Origin of the sequence: Mesorhizobium shonense, from assembly GCF_040545255.1 — a bacterium.
Classification (GTDB): domain Bacteria; phylum Pseudomonadota; class Alphaproteobacteria; order Rhizobiales; family Rhizobiaceae; genus Mesorhizobium; species Mesorhizobium shonense.
On sequence record NZ_JBEPLM010000007.1, the window covers coordinates 1 to 17,222 of the forward strand.

18 protein-coding genes and 1 pseudogene are annotated in these 17,222 nt (G+C 58.7%); 12 read left to right on the plus strand and 7 right to left on the minus strand.

Going from position 1 to position 17,222, the window contains the following annotated elements:
* From ABID26_RS18630 to ABID26_RS18645, 4 genes are all read right to left on the minus strand, one after another.
* Positions 1 to 192, minus strand: a 192-nt coding sequence (locus ABID26_RS18630; protein WP_354416179.1) for a hypothetical protein, incomplete at its 3' end; no start/stop codon positions are given.
* 197 nt (positions 193 to 389) lie between these two features.
* Positions 390 to 1,040 (minus strand): response regulator transcription factor, encoded by a 651-nt coding sequence (locus ABID26_RS18635; RefSeq protein ID WP_189521488.1) that lies wholly within the window; start codon positions 1,038 to 1,040, stop codon positions 390 to 392.
* 228 nt (positions 1,041 to 1,268) lie between these two features.
* Complete coding sequence (locus ABID26_RS18640) at positions 1,269 to 2,438, minus strand: M24 family metallopeptidase (protein WP_354416029.1); 1,170 nt, start codon at positions 2,436 to 2,438, stop codon at positions 1,269 to 1,271.
* A 57-nt stretch (positions 2,439 to 2,495) separates the two neighbouring features.
* Positions 2,496 to 3,215, minus strand: coding sequence for a GntR family transcriptional regulator (locus ABID26_RS18645; protein ID WP_126098628.1), 720 nt, complete (start codon positions 3,213 to 3,215; stop codon positions 2,496 to 2,498).
* Between the two features lie 171 nt (positions 3,216 to 3,386).
* On the opposite strand from ABID26_RS18645, the gene ehuB reads away from it, so the two are divergent.
* The 7 genes from ehuB (at position 3,387) to ABID26_RS18680 (ending at position 9,141) form a co-directional block, all read left to right on the plus strand.
* Positions 3,387 to 4,253 (plus strand): ectoine/hydroxyectoine ABC transporter substrate-binding protein EhuB, encoded by an 867-nt coding sequence (gene ehuB, locus ABID26_RS18650; RefSeq protein ID WP_126098629.1) that lies wholly within the window; start codon positions 3,387 to 3,389, stop codon positions 4,251 to 4,253.
* An 83-nt stretch (positions 4,254 to 4,336) separates the two neighbouring features.
* Entirely contained in the window at positions 4,337 to 4,996 is a 660-nt protein-coding gene (locus ABID26_RS18655; protein ID WP_126098630.1) for an amino acid ABC transporter permease, read from the plus strand.
* Complete coding sequence (locus ABID26_RS18660) at positions 4,986 to 5,645, plus strand: amino acid ABC transporter permease (RefSeq protein ID WP_320274546.1); 660 nt, start codon at positions 4,986 to 4,988, stop codon at positions 5,643 to 5,645. The genes ABID26_RS18655 and ABID26_RS18660 overlap by 11 nt, the downstream gene beginning before the upstream one ends.
* 17 nt (positions 5,646 to 5,662) lie before the next feature.
* A complete protein-coding gene (locus ABID26_RS18665; protein WP_354416030.1) occupies positions 5,663 to 6,460 on the plus strand; it encodes an amino acid ABC transporter ATP-binding protein in 798 nt (265 codons plus the stop codon).
* On the plus strand, positions 6,457 to 7,515 hold the full coding sequence (locus tag ABID26_RS18670; RefSeq protein ID WP_354416031.1) for a succinylglutamate desuccinylase/aspartoacylase family protein: 1,059 nt from the start codon (positions 6,457 to 6,459) through the stop codon (positions 7,513 to 7,515). Before ABID26_RS18665 ends, ABID26_RS18670 begins: the two co-directional genes overlap by 4 nt.
* The gene (locus ABID26_RS18675; protein WP_354416032.1) at positions 7,487 to 8,671 is read left to right on the plus strand and encodes a pyridoxal-phosphate dependent enzyme; all 1,185 of its coding nucleotides are present in this window, start codon (positions 7,487 to 7,489) and stop codon (positions 8,669 to 8,671) included. Before ABID26_RS18670 ends, ABID26_RS18675 begins: the two co-directional genes overlap by 29 nt.
* Before the next feature lie 170 nt (positions 8,672 to 8,841).
* The gene (locus ABID26_RS18680) at positions 8,842 to 9,141 is read left to right on the plus strand and encodes a hypothetical protein (protein ID WP_292375016.1); all 300 of its coding nucleotides are present in this window, start codon (positions 8,842 to 8,844) and stop codon (positions 9,139 to 9,141) included.
* Positions 9,142 to 9,678: 537 nt separating this feature from the next.
* Here ABID26_RS18680 and ABID26_RS18685 read toward each other — a convergent pair.
* Positions 9,679 to 10,131, minus strand: a complete 453-nt coding sequence (locus ABID26_RS18685) for a Ros/MucR family transcriptional regulator (protein WP_292375018.1) — start codon at positions 10,129 to 10,131, stop codon at positions 9,679 to 9,681.
* Positions 10,132 to 10,551: 420 nt separating this feature from the next.
* The gene (locus tag ABID26_RS18690) at positions 10,552 to 11,244 is read right to left on the minus strand and encodes a hypothetical protein (protein ID WP_292375019.1); all 693 of its coding nucleotides are present in this window, start codon (positions 11,242 to 11,244) and stop codon (positions 10,552 to 10,554) included.
* Positions 11,245 to 11,772: 528 nt separating this feature from the next.
* On the opposite strand from ABID26_RS18690, the gene ABID26_RS18695 reads away from it, so the two are divergent.
* The 5 genes and pseudogenes from ABID26_RS18695 (at position 11,773) to ABID26_RS18715 (ending at position 16,284) form a co-directional block, all read left to right on the plus strand.
* Positions 11,773 to 12,237 carry a hypothetical protein gene (locus ABID26_RS18695; RefSeq protein ID WP_292375021.1) on the plus strand — a complete coding sequence of 155 codons (465 nt, stop codon included), beginning with the start codon at positions 11,773 to 11,775 and terminating at the stop codon, positions 12,235 to 12,237.
* A 133-nt stretch (positions 12,238 to 12,370) separates the two neighbouring features.
* A pseudogene (locus ABID26_RS18700) lies at positions 12,371 to 12,829 on the plus strand (HEPN domain-containing protein); the annotation flags it as partial.
* Positions 12,830 to 13,012: 183 nt separating this feature from the next.
* Positions 13,013 to 13,156: a hypothetical protein gene (locus ABID26_RS18705; protein WP_292375022.1), complete on the plus strand. Its 144-nt coding sequence runs from the start codon at positions 13,013 to 13,015 to the stop codon at positions 13,154 to 13,156.
* Between the two features lie 217 nt (positions 13,157 to 13,373).
* A complete protein-coding gene (locus ABID26_RS18710; RefSeq protein WP_292375024.1) occupies positions 13,374 to 14,984 on the plus strand; it encodes a recombinase family protein in 1,611 nt (536 codons plus the stop codon).
* Between the two features lie 67 nt (positions 14,985 to 15,051).
* Entirely contained in the window at positions 15,052 to 16,284 is a 1,233-nt protein-coding gene (locus ABID26_RS18715) for a type II toxin-antitoxin system HipA family toxin (RefSeq protein ID WP_292375026.1), read from the plus strand.
* 385 nt (positions 16,285 to 16,669) lie between these two features.
* On the opposite strand, the gene ABID26_RS18720 is transcribed toward ABID26_RS18715, so the two are convergent.
* Entirely contained in the window at positions 16,670 to 17,221 is a 552-nt protein-coding gene (locus tag ABID26_RS18720) for a helix-turn-helix transcriptional regulator (RefSeq protein WP_292375028.1), read from the minus strand.
* Position 17,222 lies beyond the last annotated feature (1 nt).

The window sequence follows — 17,222 nt, forward strand, 5'->3', positions numbered from 1 at the left end:
CGAGCCTTGGGGGTCGAGCGCTTCGGGCAAACCGGCACCATTGCGGATCTCTACCGACACTACGGCATCGACGCTCAAGGGATCATAGCGGCAGCGCAGGCGATAAGCGTTGGCAAACCAATCCGATATTTGCAGGCGCAGTGATTGTTGCGGGCGCTGGCCGACGAAGGCCGGCCGGTTGGCGGCCTTCATCGGCCCGCGCTTGGATGGCGGACTGAACGAGCTCGAAGCGCGTGGCGACTGGTCACGGGCCAAAGGCTCTCGCGGCAAGGCTGGATTTGCGGCCTAATGCATGTCGCCCAGAAGTGTGCAGCGGTTCTGGGACAACGACATGCATCAAAACAAAAGCTTAAAGCGCGTCGCTTGAATCCGTTTCAGCGCGACGCGCTTTAGCTTCTTGCGAGTGATTGGTCTTCCAGGGCGTAGCCACCAAGTCGAACAGTGCGGATCACGTCAGCGTGCAGGAACTGCCTGAAGCATCGTCGCAGTCGGCTGATATGAACGTCCACCGTTCGCGGCCCGACAAAGACGTTGCGCGGCCAGGCGATTTTGATCAGCTCTTCGCGGCTGATCACTTTTTCCGGATTCTCGAGCATGTAGCGCAGGAGTTTGAATTCGATCGGCCCGAGAAGAATTTCCTCGCCCTTGCATCGCACGTGATGGGTATCGATCTGCATTTCAATTCCGCCGTAGCTGAGTGACAGACCGGCCTCGGAGCGAACCGGATTTCCCAACCGTGAGCGTAGGTAGATCAGCAGTTTCGCCGGCGCCGTTGGCCTTACGAAACACTCGTCGATCCCTGCCTTCAGCAGACCGATGTGCTGGTTTTGCGCGTCGGGTGCTATGAGCGCGATGACCGGCAGGCTCTCGGTCCGCGGATCCTGCCTCAGCCGTCCGCAGGTGACCGCCATCTGGTTGGCGGCACGGCAATCCAAAATCCATGCCTGGACGGTGGTCGCCTCTGCCAGCTCAAGCGTTTCGTCATCGGTGCTGGCCAGTGTGCTGGAGAAGCCGTCCACCTCCAGAATATGGCTCAGCATAAGGTAAAATTCGACGTCCTGGGAGCATATTGCAACAAGAGGCTTCAACGGCGCTGTCGTGGCCTCGCTGGGTAATATCGCACAATTCATAATCCTCGCCCGTTTGCTGTTCTCGCCGCTTGCCCGCCGCCGCTGGAAAAACGCCTGTGAACAAACATTGTCCGACAATGCAAGAAAGTGTCAGGTTAAATTACGAACGCCAAAGCTTACAAAATGCCACGGTCCCGGCTAGTTTATCACCGGGATTTGCTCTGGAGACAGATCACTCAAGAATTCGATTCCCTTGTCACCGACATAAATTACCTCTTCAAACTGAAAGACCGCCCCGTCTTTCTCCAACTTGGGCTCGAGATGGAGTATCATTCCGGATGTTAAGACCTCGGGATTGTCTTTTGAAATAGACGGCGGCTCCGTCACGTCCAGGCCACCGCCGTGTCCGATGCGCGAGACAAGTCCATATGCCGGTGGCAGGCCCGCATCGCGCCAGAGCCGCTCGAAATCCCCGAACAGGTCCCCGCACGTCATTCCAGCCTTCACGCCTTCGGCTAGCGCGATCGTCAGCGCGCGGGTGTTTGTGTAGGCTTCGATCTCCCAGGACTCGGGCTCGCCGCCACGGGCGATCCGGTTTCTGTCCGCCGGGTATCCGCCATAGGTGGACCGAAAATCCGTCCAGGCATATTCGCCAACTTCCAGCGGCCGCATCGCGGGCGGCCGCGCGTAATTGAACTGTCCTCGACAAAACGTCATGGCGATGGGGTCGGCACGCTCAGCGCCGTATTCGAATATCCGGGACTGGATCCGGCGGCAGAGCTCGACCTCGGTGATGCCAAGCCTGGCATCAGCGACAGCGTCGTCGAACGCGGCGTTGACGATCGCAAACGAGACGCGTTTCAGCTCCGCCTCGAAAGGCGATTTGATCATACGGGTGCGCCACAGCAGATTGGTCGCGGGGCCGAGCTGTGATTGCCCGCCACGGGAGCGTATGCCGTCTACGAGCTCCAGGGAGCCGCGGCCATGCATATCCTGGCCGTAGTCGATTGCCGTCTTTGCCTTCGCGGCCGGGTCGCGGAGCCAAAGCAGTTGAACGATCGCGCGTGCCCCCTCAGCCAGGTAGCCGTCGTAGTAGGAAATGGAAAAATCGCGCGATCGCGATTCGAGATTGCGCGATTCGATCCGGTTGGCGACGGCTGTGATGTCTTTGTGGTCTATGAGCAAGAACAGCGGCCGAGAGTGATACCCCCAGGACAACGTGCGATAGTCGGTGAAATATTCGACATTCTTCTGATCGGTAAGAACCAGGAATTGCGCATCTTGCGCACTCATTTCACGCCGGACGGCGGCGAGGCGCCGGCAGAGTTCGTCCTGGGGGACGTCCGGTGACGGCGGGGCTGGAAGCATGGTTCCTCCTGGATGGTCGCGGCGCTTGTTGCCGTTCCGCAGTGTTGGCGCGTCGGCCTAGCTCGCCTCGAGCTCAACCGTGCATGCCAACCTGTCAAAGGGAGATTCCGTTACACCGAAGATCGAAAACGAGCTGTCGGCTGTGCTGAGGCGATAAAGGCGCCGCAACACTGGATAACCGTTGGGAATGGAAAAAATCTGCTGCGCCTGCTCGGACGCCGGCGCGGCGTCGATGAGGAGCTTTGTCTTGGTAAATTGCGTTCCGCGCTCACGCAGTGCGTCACCGATGAATTTGTCCCCGAAATCATTGATGACCTCGTCATCGATCGAGCGGGGCAAGTAGGAGGTGTCATACATGACCGCAATGTCGTCGGCCGAAATAACCTTGCGCACACAAAGCATGAAACCAGCTGGGGGATCGAGCACCTCGAACGCGGGATCGGCAATCTTCTCCTGGGTGAACGACTGGAGCCGGATCGAGGGTTTTAGACCAAGACGCAACGCGTCCGCGTGCGAGGTCAAGGAATAGTCGAGATCACGAATGAACCGCCGCTGCTCGCGAACGAATGTACCGAGCCCCGGCACCGAGCGTAGAACGCCAGCCGGCTGCAGGTCGCGCAACGCGCGCTTTATGGTGATTGAGCTTACACCAAACTCTTCGGCCAAAGCGGCAGCGGAGGGCAAAGCTTGGCCGGCTGCGTACTCCCCCGTGTTCACTCTGCGCATGATTTCCTGCCTCACTGTCTCGTGAAGTGCATTCGCGCTTTGTCCAACCATTGACCCGCTCAACTTCTGGTATACTAGGGATACCTACATGACCGAACCCGGATTGTCCATCCCTGGGCCGCATTTCACAAAACCGGAATATGAACTTAACAAAAATTTGACATACCTGTTATACTTGGTCTACCTTATAGGCCACGACAAACGTCACAGGAGGAGAAATCGATGCGGAGCAGAGCGCGCGTTTGTAGCCGAACAGCGGTTCTGGCGTTCGTGGCGGTTTTGACAGTCGCAGCGGCCGGCCGCGCCGAAACCACGCGAGAACGGGTCCTGCGAGAAGGCACTATCGTGATCGGAATTTCGAATGGCGCCCCATGGGGCTTTCGCGGCAAGGATGGCGAGCCAATCGGCTTTCACCCGGATCTCGTCAGGGCCGCTTTCGCCCGATTGGGGGTATCAAAGGTCAACATGGTAATTGCGGAATTCGGCGCCTTGATACCAGCGCTAAACGCCAACCGCTTCGACGCGATCGCTGCCGGTCTTTATATCTCTCCAGAACGCTGCAAGCTCGTCGCGTTCAGCGACCCGGACCTCAAGCTCGCCGATGCGGCGCTCGTGATGAAGGGAAATCCCAAGAAGGTGCATAGCTATGCCGACATAGCGGCGCGTGAGAACGTCAGGTTCGGCGTCGGCCGAGGCAGCACCACCGCAAAGAACGCCTCCGCCGCCGGAGTTCCACAGGATCGCACGCAGCTGTTTCCCGACATCCAGTCGAACGTGTCGGCATTGCTCTCAGGCAGGATCGATGTGGCGGCATTCTCAGCGCCGACGGTGGCCCGTATCCTCTCCGACGCGAACATCAGCGGCCTGGAGCGCGTGACGCCCTTTCAGGGTGCTGGCGGGCAAGATCGTTTCGGCTACTCAGCGATCGCATTCCGCACGGACGACAGCGACCTTCGTGATTTGTACAATGCACAGCTTCGGGCGCTAAAGTCGGACGGCACCGTGGCCAAGATCATGGCGAAGTACGGGTTCAGCGACGAAGAAACAGCACCAGACCTCAAAAGCGATCAGCTCTGCAACGGCAACTGATTCCTCGTCGCCGCGCGCAGGCCAGAACTGTTCATGGGACGACCGGTGGTCAAACGGTCGTGCGACCTTTTGGGCTTCAGAACGTGACATTCCTTGACATCTTTCTTGGCATTCTTGGCGGGCTCAAGGTTACCGCCATGGTGACGGCATTCGGGCTTTTGTTTGCAGTGCCGTTCGCTTTGGCATTCGGCGTCGCGCAGTATTTGACCAAGGGCGCTGCGCATTTCGCCATAACCTTGATCATTGAGTTCTGGCGCAGCTCGGCCGTGATCATTCTGCTTTTCGTCTTCTATTACGCATTGCCGGGCTTCGGCATCCATCTGCCGGCAACGACGGTGGGCGCCATGGTTCTGGGGCTCAATGCGGGAGGGTACGGCAGCCAAGCGGTGAGGGGTGGCTTGGAGGCGCTCGACAAAGGCCAAAGGGAGGCCGCGTCGGCCCTCGGTCTGGCGCGTCACCACACCCTGCTGCTGATCGAGCTCCCGCAGGCGCTGATGGCCATGGCACCGACTTTTGTCAACCAACTCATTCAGCTGATCAAAGGCACGGCCCTTGTTTCGCTGATCACCCTGTCGGACATGACATTCCAGGCCAAGGAGCTGGCCGAGGTCGAATACAATCCCCTCGGGATCTACACGGCGCTTCTGCTTGCCTATTTCGTGGTCTGCTACCCGATCACGATATTCGGCCGCTGGCTGCAGTTGCGGACGGGCGCGGCAAGGAGCCTGTCCGGTGAATTTTGATCCTGCCTTTGCCCTCTCGACCGTCCCGACGATTGCCAGCGTGATCGGAACGACCGTCGAGGTGACGGTGCTCAGCTGCATCGGCGCCTGCGCTCTCGGCTTCGTCTTCGAAATCGCGCGACGCTTGGGGTCGGTCCCAGGATATGCGTTGCGCTTCGTGATCGATTTCATCCGCTCCACGCCGGCGCTAGCCTGGCTCTACTTCCTCTATTTCGTGCTTCCCCACTTCAACGTCGTCCTGCCGGCGATGGTCGTCGGCGTGCTTGGCCTCAGCATTTACTTCAGCGGCTATCTCGCCGAGGTGTTCAAGGCAGGGATCGATGCTATTCCAAGGGGTCAGTCGGAGGCCGCGAAGGCCTTGGGCCTCTCGCGCGCGGACACGATCGCCTTGGTGCTGGCCCCGCAGATGGTCCGCAACATAGCTGCGCCAGCGGGCAACTACTTCATCTCCATACTCAAGGCCACGCCCTATCTCGCCACCATCGCGGTGCCAGAAATGCTCGGACGCGCATTCGACGTCGCGTCCGAGACCTACCGCTACGCCGAGCCGCTGGCGGTCGCTGGAATTATCTTGCTGGCATTGGCGCTGGTGGCAGCAAAGCTGGTGCGTCTTCTTGAGCGCAGGCTCGCCCAGCCTTCTCAACGTTAAACGGAGAAAGCGAACAGATGGCGCACGCCATTTCCTTGTCAGACGCGAATTGGAATCGAAGTGATGTCGTTGCAAGCGATGAGGCAACCGCGATCGAGATCGTCGGTCTGAACAAATGGTACGGCGCTTTTCACGCGCTGAAGGATGTCAGCCTTGCGATGCCAGTTGGCAGGCGCATCGTGATCTGTGGTCCATCCGGCTCGGGCAAGTCGACACTCGTGCGATGCATCAACAGGCTCGAGACCTATCAACGTGGAACGATCCGGATCCGCGGCAAAGAGGCTGCGAGCACCCCGGGGCGCCCCGCAGACGGACGTCCAGAGGTCGGGATGGTGTTCCAGCAATTCAACCTCTTCCCGCATCTGACTGCGCTTGCGAATTGCACCTTGGCACTAAGACGTGTCCTGAAGAAGCCGGCGGTCGAGGCTACCGAGATCGCGATGCGCCATCTGGAGCGGGTAAGGATACCGGAGCAGGCGCAAAAGTATCCGGTCCAGCTCTCCGGGGGCCAGCAGCAGCGGTTGGCGATCGCGCGGGCCTTGTGCCTCGACCCGCGGGTCATGCTTTTCGACGAGCCGACGTCGGCGCTTGATCCTGAAATGGTTAGGGAAGTCCTGGATGTGATGATCGACCTGGCCAAAAGCGGAATGACCATGATTTGCGTCACTCATGAGCCGGGCTTTGCGCGAGCGGTAGCCGACGACGTCGTCTTGATGGACGAGGGCAGGGTGGTCGAAATCTCTCCACCCTCGATTTTCTTCACGGCTCCGCGACACGAGCGCACGCGCCGCTTCCTGGAGAAAGTGCTGCGATGAACAAGCAATCCGCCATGTCTGCAAAAACCCGGATATGGACGCCAATCAACTATGCTGCAGAGGGGAAGCAGTCGGATTGCCTTCGACTGCCGCATTCGACCGACCTGTCGGCCTATGGCTGGATCCCGATTCCGCTGGTGTGCATCAAGAACGGCTCGGGACCCACTGCATTGCTGATCGCGGGAAACCACGGCGATGAATATGAGGGGCAAGTGGCACTCTCCAGTCTTGCCCGAGCAACGCAAGCACATGAGGTTTCGGGGCGGCTCATCATCATCCCGGCTCTCAACTATCCGGCGGTGGAGGCCGGCCGGCGGGTGTCGCCACTCGACGAAGGCAACCTCAACCGCGTCTTTCCGGGCGCCGCGCTTGGAACGCCGACCCAGATGATCGCCCACTATGTCAGCGAAGTTCTGATTCCGATGGCTGACCTTGTCGTCGATCTTCATTCGGGCGGACGCTCGCTCGACTATATCGCGAGCGCGCTGGTGCGCCCTGGGCGTACCGCACAGGAGCATCAACGTCTGCTTGGGCTGCTGAAACTATTCGGTGCGCCGATAAGCTTCATAAGCGACGGGACCGGCGGCGGCGGTCTCACCACGCTCGCGGCCGCGGCGGAGGCGCGCGGAGCGCTGGCGCTCACGACGGAATTGGGGGGAGGAGCGACCCTATCGCAAAACGGACTGGAGCTAGCCCTGTCGGGCCTGCGCCGGGTTCTCAGCGATCTCGGCATTCTGCGCGGCATTTCCGTCGAACCTGCCCCGCCAACGCGTCTGATGACGGTCAGCGGCTACGACGCATTCGTCTATGCGCGCGAAAGGGGGATCTTCGAACCTGCCGCCAAGGTTGGTGACGAAGTCACCAAAGGGCAGCTGGCTGCCCGCATCCATTTTCCCGATGATCCGACGCGCGAACCGCAAACACTATATTTCGGATCCTCGGGGATCGTGGCGTGCCGCAGAGTGCCGTCGCTGACACAGCGCGGCGACTGCCTCTTCAAGCTGATGGCGGATGTCGGCCCTAGACTTGACCATTCTCAGGCTCTCCATGCTTAGGTCCTCACGAGCGCTCAATCCGCTGGCGCTCGGCCTGCGCTGCGTGCGCTGCGGGACGGTCTTCGCGCTTGGAGACTACCATGAAGGCTGCCCGGTTTGTCACGACCGTGGCGTGCCTGCCAGCCTCGCCATCGAATATGCTGAATTGCCCAAATCCCTGGATCGCCTCGCGGACTGGCAAATCTATCCGGACCATCCCACGCTCGGCGAAGGCGATACCCCGCTCGTTCGGATGGACGGACTGGCCAGGGAAATCGGCGTTCAAGATCTTTTCGTGAAGAACGAGGCTGCCAATCCTACAGGATCGCACAAGGACCGCATGAGCCGATTTGTTGTCCAAAGAGCACTGGATGCGGGCGCGACCACGGTGGCGGCAGCCTCGAGCGGCAACGCCGGCGCGTCGCTTGCCGCCTATGCAGCTCATGTCGGGTTGGCCTGCGTTGTCGTCACGACGCCGGATATGAATCCCAACTGGCGCCGTGCGATCGAAGTGCACGGGGCGACGCTGATGGCGGCCGAAACGCCCGAACGGCGCTGGCAGGCGATGGTCGGCCGCGTAAAAACAGGACAATGGTACCCGGCCACAAACTTCATTTTGCCAGCGGTCGGCAGCAATCCGTTCGGAGTGGATGGTTTGAGGTCGATTGCACTCGAGATCTTTCGCGATCTTGGGGGGCGTTGCACCGACATCGTGGTTCCAACCGCCAGGGCCGATCTGCTGTGGGCAATTGCGCGCGGCTATTGCGATTTGCGGCGGGCAGGCTTTCTCGTCGACCCACCAAGGGTTCATGCCGTGGAGCCGTTCGCCCGCCTGTCGAAGGCGCTTGCCGGAGAAGACTATCGTGGCACATTCCCGGGCCGTACAACACTCGTCTCGATCGGCGGGTCGACAGTGACTTACCAGGCGATAGACGCGATCGCGTCCTGCGGCGGCAAGGCAGTCGTCACAGACGACATCGAGGTGCGTGAAGATCAGGACCGGTTGGCGCGTTGCGGCCTCTATCTGGAACTGTCGAGCGCAGCTGCGCTGACCGGTGCAAGGAAGCTGATCGCCGAAGGCGCGATGTCAGCGGATGCTGTTGTTGTTCTCGTCGGAACGTCCAGTGGGCTATCCGAATTTCATACCTACACGGAGGCCATAGCTACAGTAACCTGATCCGCCGCTTCGGCGACGAGCCTTGGGCCGAAACGGAATGGCAGCTTCCGATTTCACAACGAAGGTATCAGATTTCAGCCTGTGGGTCGGAATCGTGACCTGATCAATCGAGACGTGGTTTCATCAGCGGTCCCGCCTTGGGGTTACCTGCCACGAGCGGGAGCACCATCATGATGCTGTTGGACGTCGAGCACGGCTCCAGTTCGGCCCTGAGCGCTTCGGTATTCGCGCGCATCTCGACGGCTTCGCTCCGGTCCGAGAGCGAGCTGGAATTCGATGGCCTGGTCGAGGTCGCGGCCGACAGCTTCGAGCAGGCGTCTGACGACGTCGGGATCGGCCATCGAGAACGGGGCCGGACCGCAGGTGTGTGGGCATTTTCGCTCCGTGGAAGCCATTGCCGAACGGTCCGTGGCTCCTATACGGGAGCGGCCCGGTGGCCGTCGGGTTTGGTGGCGCGCCGCCGGGCCTAACCGGCGGGGGCTCGGAAACGAAACACGGCACCGGCTGACGACAAATATACACCTCCGCCGAAATGATCGGCACGCATCCATAAGGACGAAGCTGGAGTAGCCAAGGGCAGGGTATCGCCGGAAGCACCAGAGACGTTAGTTGCCTCGCGGTTTGGCTTTTGATTCCGGCAAGCTATCGCACGGATTTGCGGCCAATCTGGCCGTTCGCGGGTCTCTTAGCCACAGAGATTTCTTTCTTCTTTCCAATATCTCATTACGGCCTACATCAACGGCCCGCAAGCCTTTCGTCGCGGCGATCAAGTAGTCGGCTCTGTTCGTTCGATAGTCTTCTTTTTGGACGGACATCGTTTTCCTCCCGGTCTCCGGGCTTTTCTCTCCTCTAGCCTGGACGGAAACACTAGCTGCCGATGCATCCCAGGAGTCTACAAATTGAAGATTGTATTAAAATGATACAGTCCGCCCCCCGCCCTGCATCACAAACTCGCGCGTCGGCTGTCACGTATGGCCTCCACGCGGAGCCCGTGCAAAAAAACGCTTTCATCGTGACGAACGCTTTTTGGCAGTGCTTTTCGCCGGCTTTGCCGCGGGCTTGCGGCCGAGCCCACTGGACTTTGCCAATGCCGATCGATGAGCCGCATAGTTCGGCGCCACCATCGGATACTCCGGCTTCAATCCCCATTTCTCGCGATACTCATTGGGCGTCATTCCGTAGTGCACGCCAAGATGGCGCTTCAGAGATTTGAATTTCTTCCCGTCTTCAAGACAGATTATGTAGTCAGGAAACACAGACCTCTTCGGATTGACTGCGGGCTCCTGATTTGGTTTTTCGGCCGCATTTTGGGTGGCCGATGCCGCCAGTGACGAATGAATAGACGCAATAAGTTCGGGCAATTCGGAAATGGGGATGGCGTTCTTAGCGACGTAAGCTGAGACGATATCTGCTGTCAGACCGACCAGATCGACGTTTTGAGCCTCATTTTGTTCAGTCAACGTATTCACTCCCAGAATAGCAATTTAGCCCAACCCCTGTGCTGCTGCTTGTAATGCACCTTTGACGACTCGCCAATGCTCGGTGGTCCGTTATCCAACGGAGAACAGGAAAATACCATCCGTCGTTGTCATGTATTAGTGGCTTCTGTTGGATCCATTCGAAAGATAGTTGGGCTTTATGTACATCCCGGCTTTTGCCCGCTGTCTGGCCAGCGCCAGGGCCGTGCGTCGCCTGGCTTCCTTGGGATTCTCCGGCGGCAAAGGCGTGCCATTTTCTTGGGTTTGCTGTCTCGCCAATTCGGCCTGCGCGTGTCTCAGTTTCTTGAGATGTCGACGGCGCCCTGGCGGACCTGCAGACCAACTGGCTCCGTCAAAAGATCGCTGGCGGCTGCCCGCGCGCGGTGTTTGAACGCGGCGGAATCAATGACGCCTCCAGGATGCGACGAGCAGCCATCCGGCCCAAATCACATTCAGGACCTCGGCCGCCTCTATACCGATTACGTGCGTTGACGAAAAGCCTTCAGACCCGGCGGTCCAGCCTTGCAGCCAGTAAGCGAGACCTGAGAGCGCCATTAGGTAGGCGATGGGCCGCGGGATCTTCGCCGCTAAGGCTACCGCGACAGCCAAGAGGACCAACGCGAGGCCCAACGCGAAGGCCTCGTAGCTTCTCGTCCCCCATTCCAGCCAACGGACGGCCTCTGCTGTTGCAAAGCGCGCCGCCTTCTCGGCCTCGGGAGCGTTCACCCAAGCGTTCACGGCTTGCTTGAGCGCGACACCGTCGACCGCCAGCACCACTCCGTACAGTGCAAAGCTCACCACGGTCAAAGCTGCTCCAAATCGGCCGGTCCACTTGGCAGTTCCACCCTGAACGTCAAGGCCAAAGAACAGGGTCAACAGGCCCGCCAGCAAAATGGCGGTGCACGCGAACTGGGCTACGTGGACCATGGTCCATGTGCCGCTGGCGGCATAACCTTCGAAGATGACTGGGTGGTTGTTGGCATCCCCGCCGGCATGGAACAGCGTAACGATGACGTAGAGAATTTGCCCCACTAAGAGCAACCAAGCCGAAAGGCGCAGCGCCAGTTGTCGGTCAGATTCTGTGTTGTTTTCCACGACGGTCCTCCCCTCGAACCATGCGGCAAATTTAGTGTGTCTGCGCCTTGGCCAGCGAGTCAAGAGAGGAAAAGTCGAATGCCGTCGGGCTGCGGTATGATTCACCGATCGTGTTTCGCGACCGCGACAAATGGATCCGATGGGACGGCGACTTTTGCCATCGATCTCGGATGTTCCATCAAGGGCTCCTTGCCAAGGAGCGATCCGCTCAATCGACAAGGCGAAAGTTCGAAGAGTCCGCGGCGAGGCCTGGAAGCAGTCAGCTAGGATTCACGTGCTCATGAGCACCCGACGCGAATGGCGCTTCGGATAGTCGCCGGAGATGTCCCGCTCATAGTCACATTCGCCGGCGCCAGCACAGGGCGGAGCGTAGCTTCCAATCCCAAGGCTGACCGCCTGAAAAAATTTCGATTGCAATGGAACTTTCCGGCTGGATCGAGGTTCGAGCGCCATAGGGAACGACTGGGGCTATTCCGGCCTGTCGCGCGCTTTGCTGCAGGCAGAGCGGCCCGCGAACAGGAGACGGCCATGAGACACCAAACACTCGAAGAGTTGCAGGCGGTCGCGGAAGTCGATGCGGCCTGCTCGGTGATGACGCGAAGCCAGCGACTGGAACATTGGGCAGCGCTTCTCGAGCAATTTCCCGACCGATGCCTCGGAGCACTCCCCGGCACCGAATACATGCGCCTCGATGTACGAGACAAAGCGCAATGTCTCGAATCTCCACTGAGCATTGCTTTCGCCGATCCGATGTTGCGCGCGCAGGGACTGAGGAATGAAACCTACGGTGAAGCCAGACGCTTCTTCGAGCTATCGGACTGGCAATTGCACGCCATTGTTTGCCATTGTCATGTCGGCGCGACCATGAAAGCCGGCTGGGTTGCTGTTCAGGTGCGGGCCGCGACCAAACAAGATGGAAAGCTTTTCGGTAAACTTCGGGAAGCAATCACCCACTGGCCGGCAATCCGCCTTTTCACTCATGCCAGAGAATAGGCGTGGCGACGAACGACATGGTGCTTAAGTACGTCAGGAGCGTCGAGAGCGGACGCATAGGGTGTGTATAGCGGATCAGTCGCTACCGCGAGTTCGCTTTCACCCTGAAACGCCCAGGATACATGATCTGCACATCCGACGTGAAGGCATCATTCTTTATGAACTCAATGAGGAGCCGTTGGCCCAGCCCAAGGCGCTTAAAAAACAGCGGCTTTTCTCCTGCACCAAGCCATCGAGCAAACTTATTCTACCGTTCTGCTCGTGACCACCAACTACAGCCCACTATCCCGTAAGCTCACTTTTTTGAGGTCTCTGGCTGAGGATCAAGATCGACGACTAGCACAGGCCTGGCCTCGGGAGAAGCAGCGCCATCGCGCCTGGTTCAACACACTGAATGAAGCCTACGTGAAGGCGCGGTATTCGAAGCACTACCAAATAAGCCAGGAGGGCGCTGGTTTGGCTGGGCGAGCGGATTTCGAAACTACAAACATGTGCTGCAGAAATTTGTCGAGAGCATCTGGCGCGAATTAAGGAACCCAGCGAACCCTGGCGCTTCTTGGTTGGGGTTCGAGGCCCTCAGCGACTAGCATAATCGTTATTTGTCAATAGATTACGACGCGGTTCGCCAAAGTCGATTCAAGGAGCTGCTCCAGCCACTCGCCGATCGCATCTATATTCTATGGCAACTTTGCGTCTCATCTCGGTTCGGCGGGAACCGAAGGACGTTCAGCGCTCTCTCGTCTGGGAATGCGTCCTCGATACCAACGGAAAAGTAATGAGACGCACCCTCGCCATTGCAATCATGATCGCGTGCCCAATCCTCGCGAGCGCGGGCGAATTACGCGTGATTGCTAAACAGGAAAAGAATGAACCTTGCCAGGCCGGTGACACGCCGGTCTGGGGCATCAAAATATTGTAAGAGCGGAGGAACGGGACTGGCCCACTGCGATGATGGCAAAGTTGTCATCGATATCGATGCCCAGCCCTATTGCCGCATCACGATTTACGAACATTCGCGATGAGTTTCATTATACGCGATCGCGTATAATTAACTTTTCCATCTCTATTGGACAACATGCACTGATTATAGTATACGACTTCGCAGCGGGCCATATAACGTTCAAGAGATCACTATAGTGACTGGATTGACAACGGACCTTCGCATTCCGGCTGCTCAGTACATTCGCATGTCGACAGAGCATCAGCGCTATTCTCTGGATAATCAGACCGCCGCAATCGCGGAATTTGCCGAAGAGCGAGGGTTCGCTATCGTCCAAACCTATGCCGATGCCGGCAAGAGCGGCTTAAGTCTAAAAGGAAGAGACGGACTCAAGCAGTTATTGGCCGATGTCGTCACCGGTCAACATGGATATTCCGCGATTCTGGTCCTGGACGTAAGCCGATGGGGCCGATTTCAGGACACGGATCAATCAGCACACTACGAGTTTCTTTGCCGAGATGCCGGGGTCGCAGTGGAATATTGTGGCGAGCCCTTCGAGAACGACGGCAGCATTGTTTCGACTATCGTCAAAAATCTAAAGCGGGTGATGGCTGGTGAATATAGTCGCGAACTGTCGGCGAAAATCTCAAGGGCCAAGAAGCAGCAAGCCGGTCTAGGGTTCAGGCAAGGCGGCGGTATGCCATATGGCGTCCGGAGACTGTTGGTTAGCAAGTCTGGCGAGCCTCGATGTCTCCTCGGAGCCGGCGAACAGAAGGGGCTTAGTACCGACCGCGTTGTCTTCGTGCCCGGTCCGCCTGAGGAAATTGCGATAGTGCGGCGCATTTTCCGGCAGTTCGTAACTCAAAAGCAAAGCATGACCACCATCGCAAAGCGGTTGAATGCCGATGGAGTGCCTTCAACAAACGGCAGTTCTTGGACAAGGGAGCGCGTCAGGACCGTGCTGAGCAGCGAACTGATGATCGGCAACTATGTCTATAACCGGACGAATGCGCGAATGAGAGGGCCGATTCGGCCCAACCCACCGGAGCAATGGGTCAGAGTTCGGGTGTTAGATCAACCGGTCGTCGACATCAAACAATTCGCGAAGGCTCAACGGGAGATTGGCGACATCCGCAGGTACACTTTTGCGAAGCCTGACATGATTGCGAGACTTAGACGGCTCTTAAGGGAAAAGAAAAAGCTGTCTTCAACAATCATCGACAATTGCCCTTACACTCCCTGCTCGTCGTCGTACGGCGTGCACTTTGGAGGCCTGCACGCCGCATACGAAATTATCGGGTTCAAGTGCCGTGCGATTGCCAAGCGGGGTCGTGAATACTCCGATGAAGAGCTCCTCGATGGTATCCGACGCCTGCATGCCAAGTTCGGGTACGTCTCGATCGCATTGATCAACGCAGACCCAGAACTTCCGATGTGTCGTGTTTTCGTGGAGCGATTTGGCTCCATTATCCGAGCGTATGGGCTGGCAGGATTCCCGTCTACCAGAGCGGGAGTGATCTCCGCAGTGCGGAAAAGAGCCAGTCAACGGGTTCGAAAATACTCCGACGACGAGCTGCTTGATGGTATCCGGCGGCTACGCGCCACTTTCGGGCATGTCACTATTGCGCTGATCGATGCGGACCCAGAACTTCCCAAGTGTCGTGTTTTCGTAGAGCGATTTGGCTCCATCGTCAGAGCTTGCTGCCTCGCAGGCTTCCCGACCACCAGAGCAGAAGCGGTCTCGGCAGCGCTGAAAAGGGCCAGGGTAAAAAAGGACCAAAGCGAAGAGTTGAACCAAGGCTCATGATGAAAGAGCTAGCCAAAGCGCCACAAGCACGACCCCGATCCGCCGTTTTTTGCTTTGCGGTTCGACAATGATGCGAGTTTCCGAACGGCCCAGGCCGATACAGTCTCTCGACGTCCTTTTGGCTAACAGAAAGATTGGCACGATCCTACGAAGCCCCGTCTACGCATTCACCTTTGAGCAGGACTATCGCGAGAGGGGCGGTGTCCCAATTCTCAGCCTCTCGTTTCGGTCGGCAAATGGTGAACTCAGGCAAGACCCGAAGCCGCTTGCGGGTATTCTTCCCACGTTCTTCGCCAATCTCCTGCCGGAGGGAAAGCTGCGCGAAGCAATGGGGAAGCATCACCAGGGGCGTGTAAGGCAACGCAACGACTTCGATCTCTTGGCAGTGCTTGGTGCCGATGTATCCGGAGCGGTGCAACTCGTGCCTAGCGATGGCTCTGTCCTAATGGAAAAGCCCAAAGCCTACTTCTCGCTGGCCGGCATGCAAATGAAGCTATCGGTTGCCAAGAACAGGCGAGAAGGCGGCGGCCTAACGCTGCCGATGGATGGCGAACTGGGCCTTTATATCGCAAAATTCCCGTCCGCGACCTTTCCGGGGGTCTCGGAGAATGAGTTCGCCAATCTAGCCCTTGCGGCAGCGATAGGGATGGATGTTCCTCACCACGAGTTGGTCGAGAGGTCCGACCTGGAGAGCATTCCCGAGGAACTCAATACCCATTCCGGGGGACCGCTTCTTTTGGTTAGGCGCTTTGACCGAGGCGCTGACGGCCAGAGGATACACATTGAGGACTTTGCTCAAGTCTTCGGGGTCCAACCCTCGCGCAAATATGAGGGCGCTGCCTTCCACATCGCGGCAACATTGAACAACGCTGTGTCACCCGAAGCGGCTCTGGAATTCGTCCGTCGCTTGGCCTTGGCTGCTTTGACCGGCAACGGCGACATGCATCTGAAGAATTGGTCGCTGATCTATCCTGGAGACGGCGATAGACCGTCTCTTGCTCCGATCTACGATGTGCTATCGACCGTGCCCTACATACCAGCCGACGCCATGGCGCTCTCTCTCGGTCGGGAACGGTCGTTCAGGGCTCTTACGGCGGCGCGGTGGAAGGCATTTGCAAACCGCGCAGGGCTGCCTGAGACGGCCGTCTTGGAAGCGGTGGTGGAGACAGTCACGCTCGTCAACGAGCGATGGCGGCGTCTGCCTGAGCGCGAAGTAGTGCCTGCAAACGTGCGTGGGCGCATCGACGAGCATCTCAAGGTCATGACACCTATCCTGGGAACGTGCGCCCAAAAGGGATAGTGCCGTGGCTCATGCTCCGATCGTAAAACCCGGACCGACGCAAATTCCTGTGACGGCTGCCGAGACGGCCAGCCGAACCGATTAGCCGTTCACTACCGTGCTAATTTCTCCACCTACCCTGATAGGCGGGGGACCCTTACGAACCGCTGTGCGACCCCAGCGGAGAATGGCTGGTTTGGGATACTTTGCGGGAGAAAGTGGCCGAGTTCGACGGCTACGTTTTTCAGGGCCTCACGCAGAAGAGGCCTTAAGGTTCTCGACGCTGATGAACGATCTGGTCAGGCCTTCGGCTGGCAAGGATTCACGATACCGACCTGCGCAGCAGGCGTGAGATGCTTTCCCATCGGAGGGCCAGTGGCGGCAGCCCTGACCCCGGCGTCCAAAATCATCGGCCGCCCTGCGGTCCGTTTGCGACCCTTGCGAGCAGGGCAATCAGTTCCGCCTGTCGATGGGTGTCGGTCTTGGCGAAGATCGCCTTGAGATGGTTGCGCGCTGTCTCGTAGGAGATCGCCAGTTCATCCGCGGCCGCTTCCAGGGCTTCGCCAGATGAAACGTGGCAGGCGAGCCTCGCTTCGGATGCGGTAAGCCCAAAACAGGACCGCAGGACAGCTTCAGGCGGCCGCGGGCGGGAATCCGGATCAAGCAGCACGACGGCCGCCTGGCAAGGCGCGAGAGCGTTCGGCGATACGGCTGGCAGGCGCATCGGATATGCCAGCAAGGGACGGCGGCCGACGCGCGGCAGGGCCACCGGCGGCGTGGACGATGCTGGTTCCACGGCATGCAGGAGTTGCCAGAGTGATTTATAGTCCTCCTCCTGCTCGTTGGGTTCGCCAGACCATACGAGAGAATATGAAGGAAACGGGTTGGCGAACCACCCGCTAAAGTATTGATTTCCTGCCGAAAACGATGACCCTCCGGGCCCACCAGAATACTCCATT

Excerpts from the sequence above, each read along its gene's own strand:
- ABID26_RS18635 (WP_189521488.1), bottom strand. The coding sequence starts at position 1,040 with ATGCTGAGCCATATTCTGGAGGTGGACGGCTTCTCCAGCACACTGGCC.
- ABID26_RS18640 (WP_354416029.1), bottom strand. The coding sequence starts at position 2,438 with ATGCTTCCAGCCCCGCCGTCACCGGACGTCCCCCAGGACGAACTCTGC.
- ABID26_RS18645 (WP_126098628.1), bottom strand. The coding sequence starts at position 3,215 with ATGGTTGGACAAAGCGCGAATGCACTTCACGAGACAGTGAGGCAGGAA.
- ehuB (WP_126098629.1), top strand. The coding sequence starts at position 3,387 with ATGCGGAGCAGAGCGCGCGTTTGTAGCCGAACAGCGGTTCTGGCGTTC.
- ABID26_RS18665 (WP_354416030.1), top strand. The coding sequence starts at position 5,663 with ATGGCGCACGCCATTTCCTTGTCAGACGCGAATTGGAATCGAAGTGAT.
- ABID26_RS18670 (WP_354416031.1), top strand. The coding sequence starts at position 6,457 with ATGAACAAGCAATCCGCCATGTCTGCAAAAACCCGGATATGGACGCCA.
- ABID26_RS18680 (WP_292375016.1), top strand. The coding sequence starts at position 8,842 with ATGATGCTGTTGGACGTCGAGCACGGCTCCAGTTCGGCCCTGAGCGCT.
- ABID26_RS18695 (WP_292375021.1), top strand. The coding sequence starts at position 11,773 with ATGAGACACCAAACACTCGAAGAGTTGCAGGCGGTCGCGGAAGTCGAT.
- ABID26_RS18705 (WP_292375022.1), top strand. The coding sequence starts at position 13,013 with ATGAGACGCACCCTCGCCATTGCAATCATGATCGCGTGCCCAATCCTC.
- ABID26_RS18715 (WP_292375026.1), top strand. The coding sequence starts at position 15,052 with ATGATGCGAGTTTCCGAACGGCCCAGGCCGATACAGTCTCTCGACGTC.
- ABID26_RS18720 (WP_292375028.1), bottom strand. The coding sequence starts at position 17,221 with ATGGAGTATTCTGGTGGGCCCGGAGGGTCATCGTTTTCGGCAGGAAAT.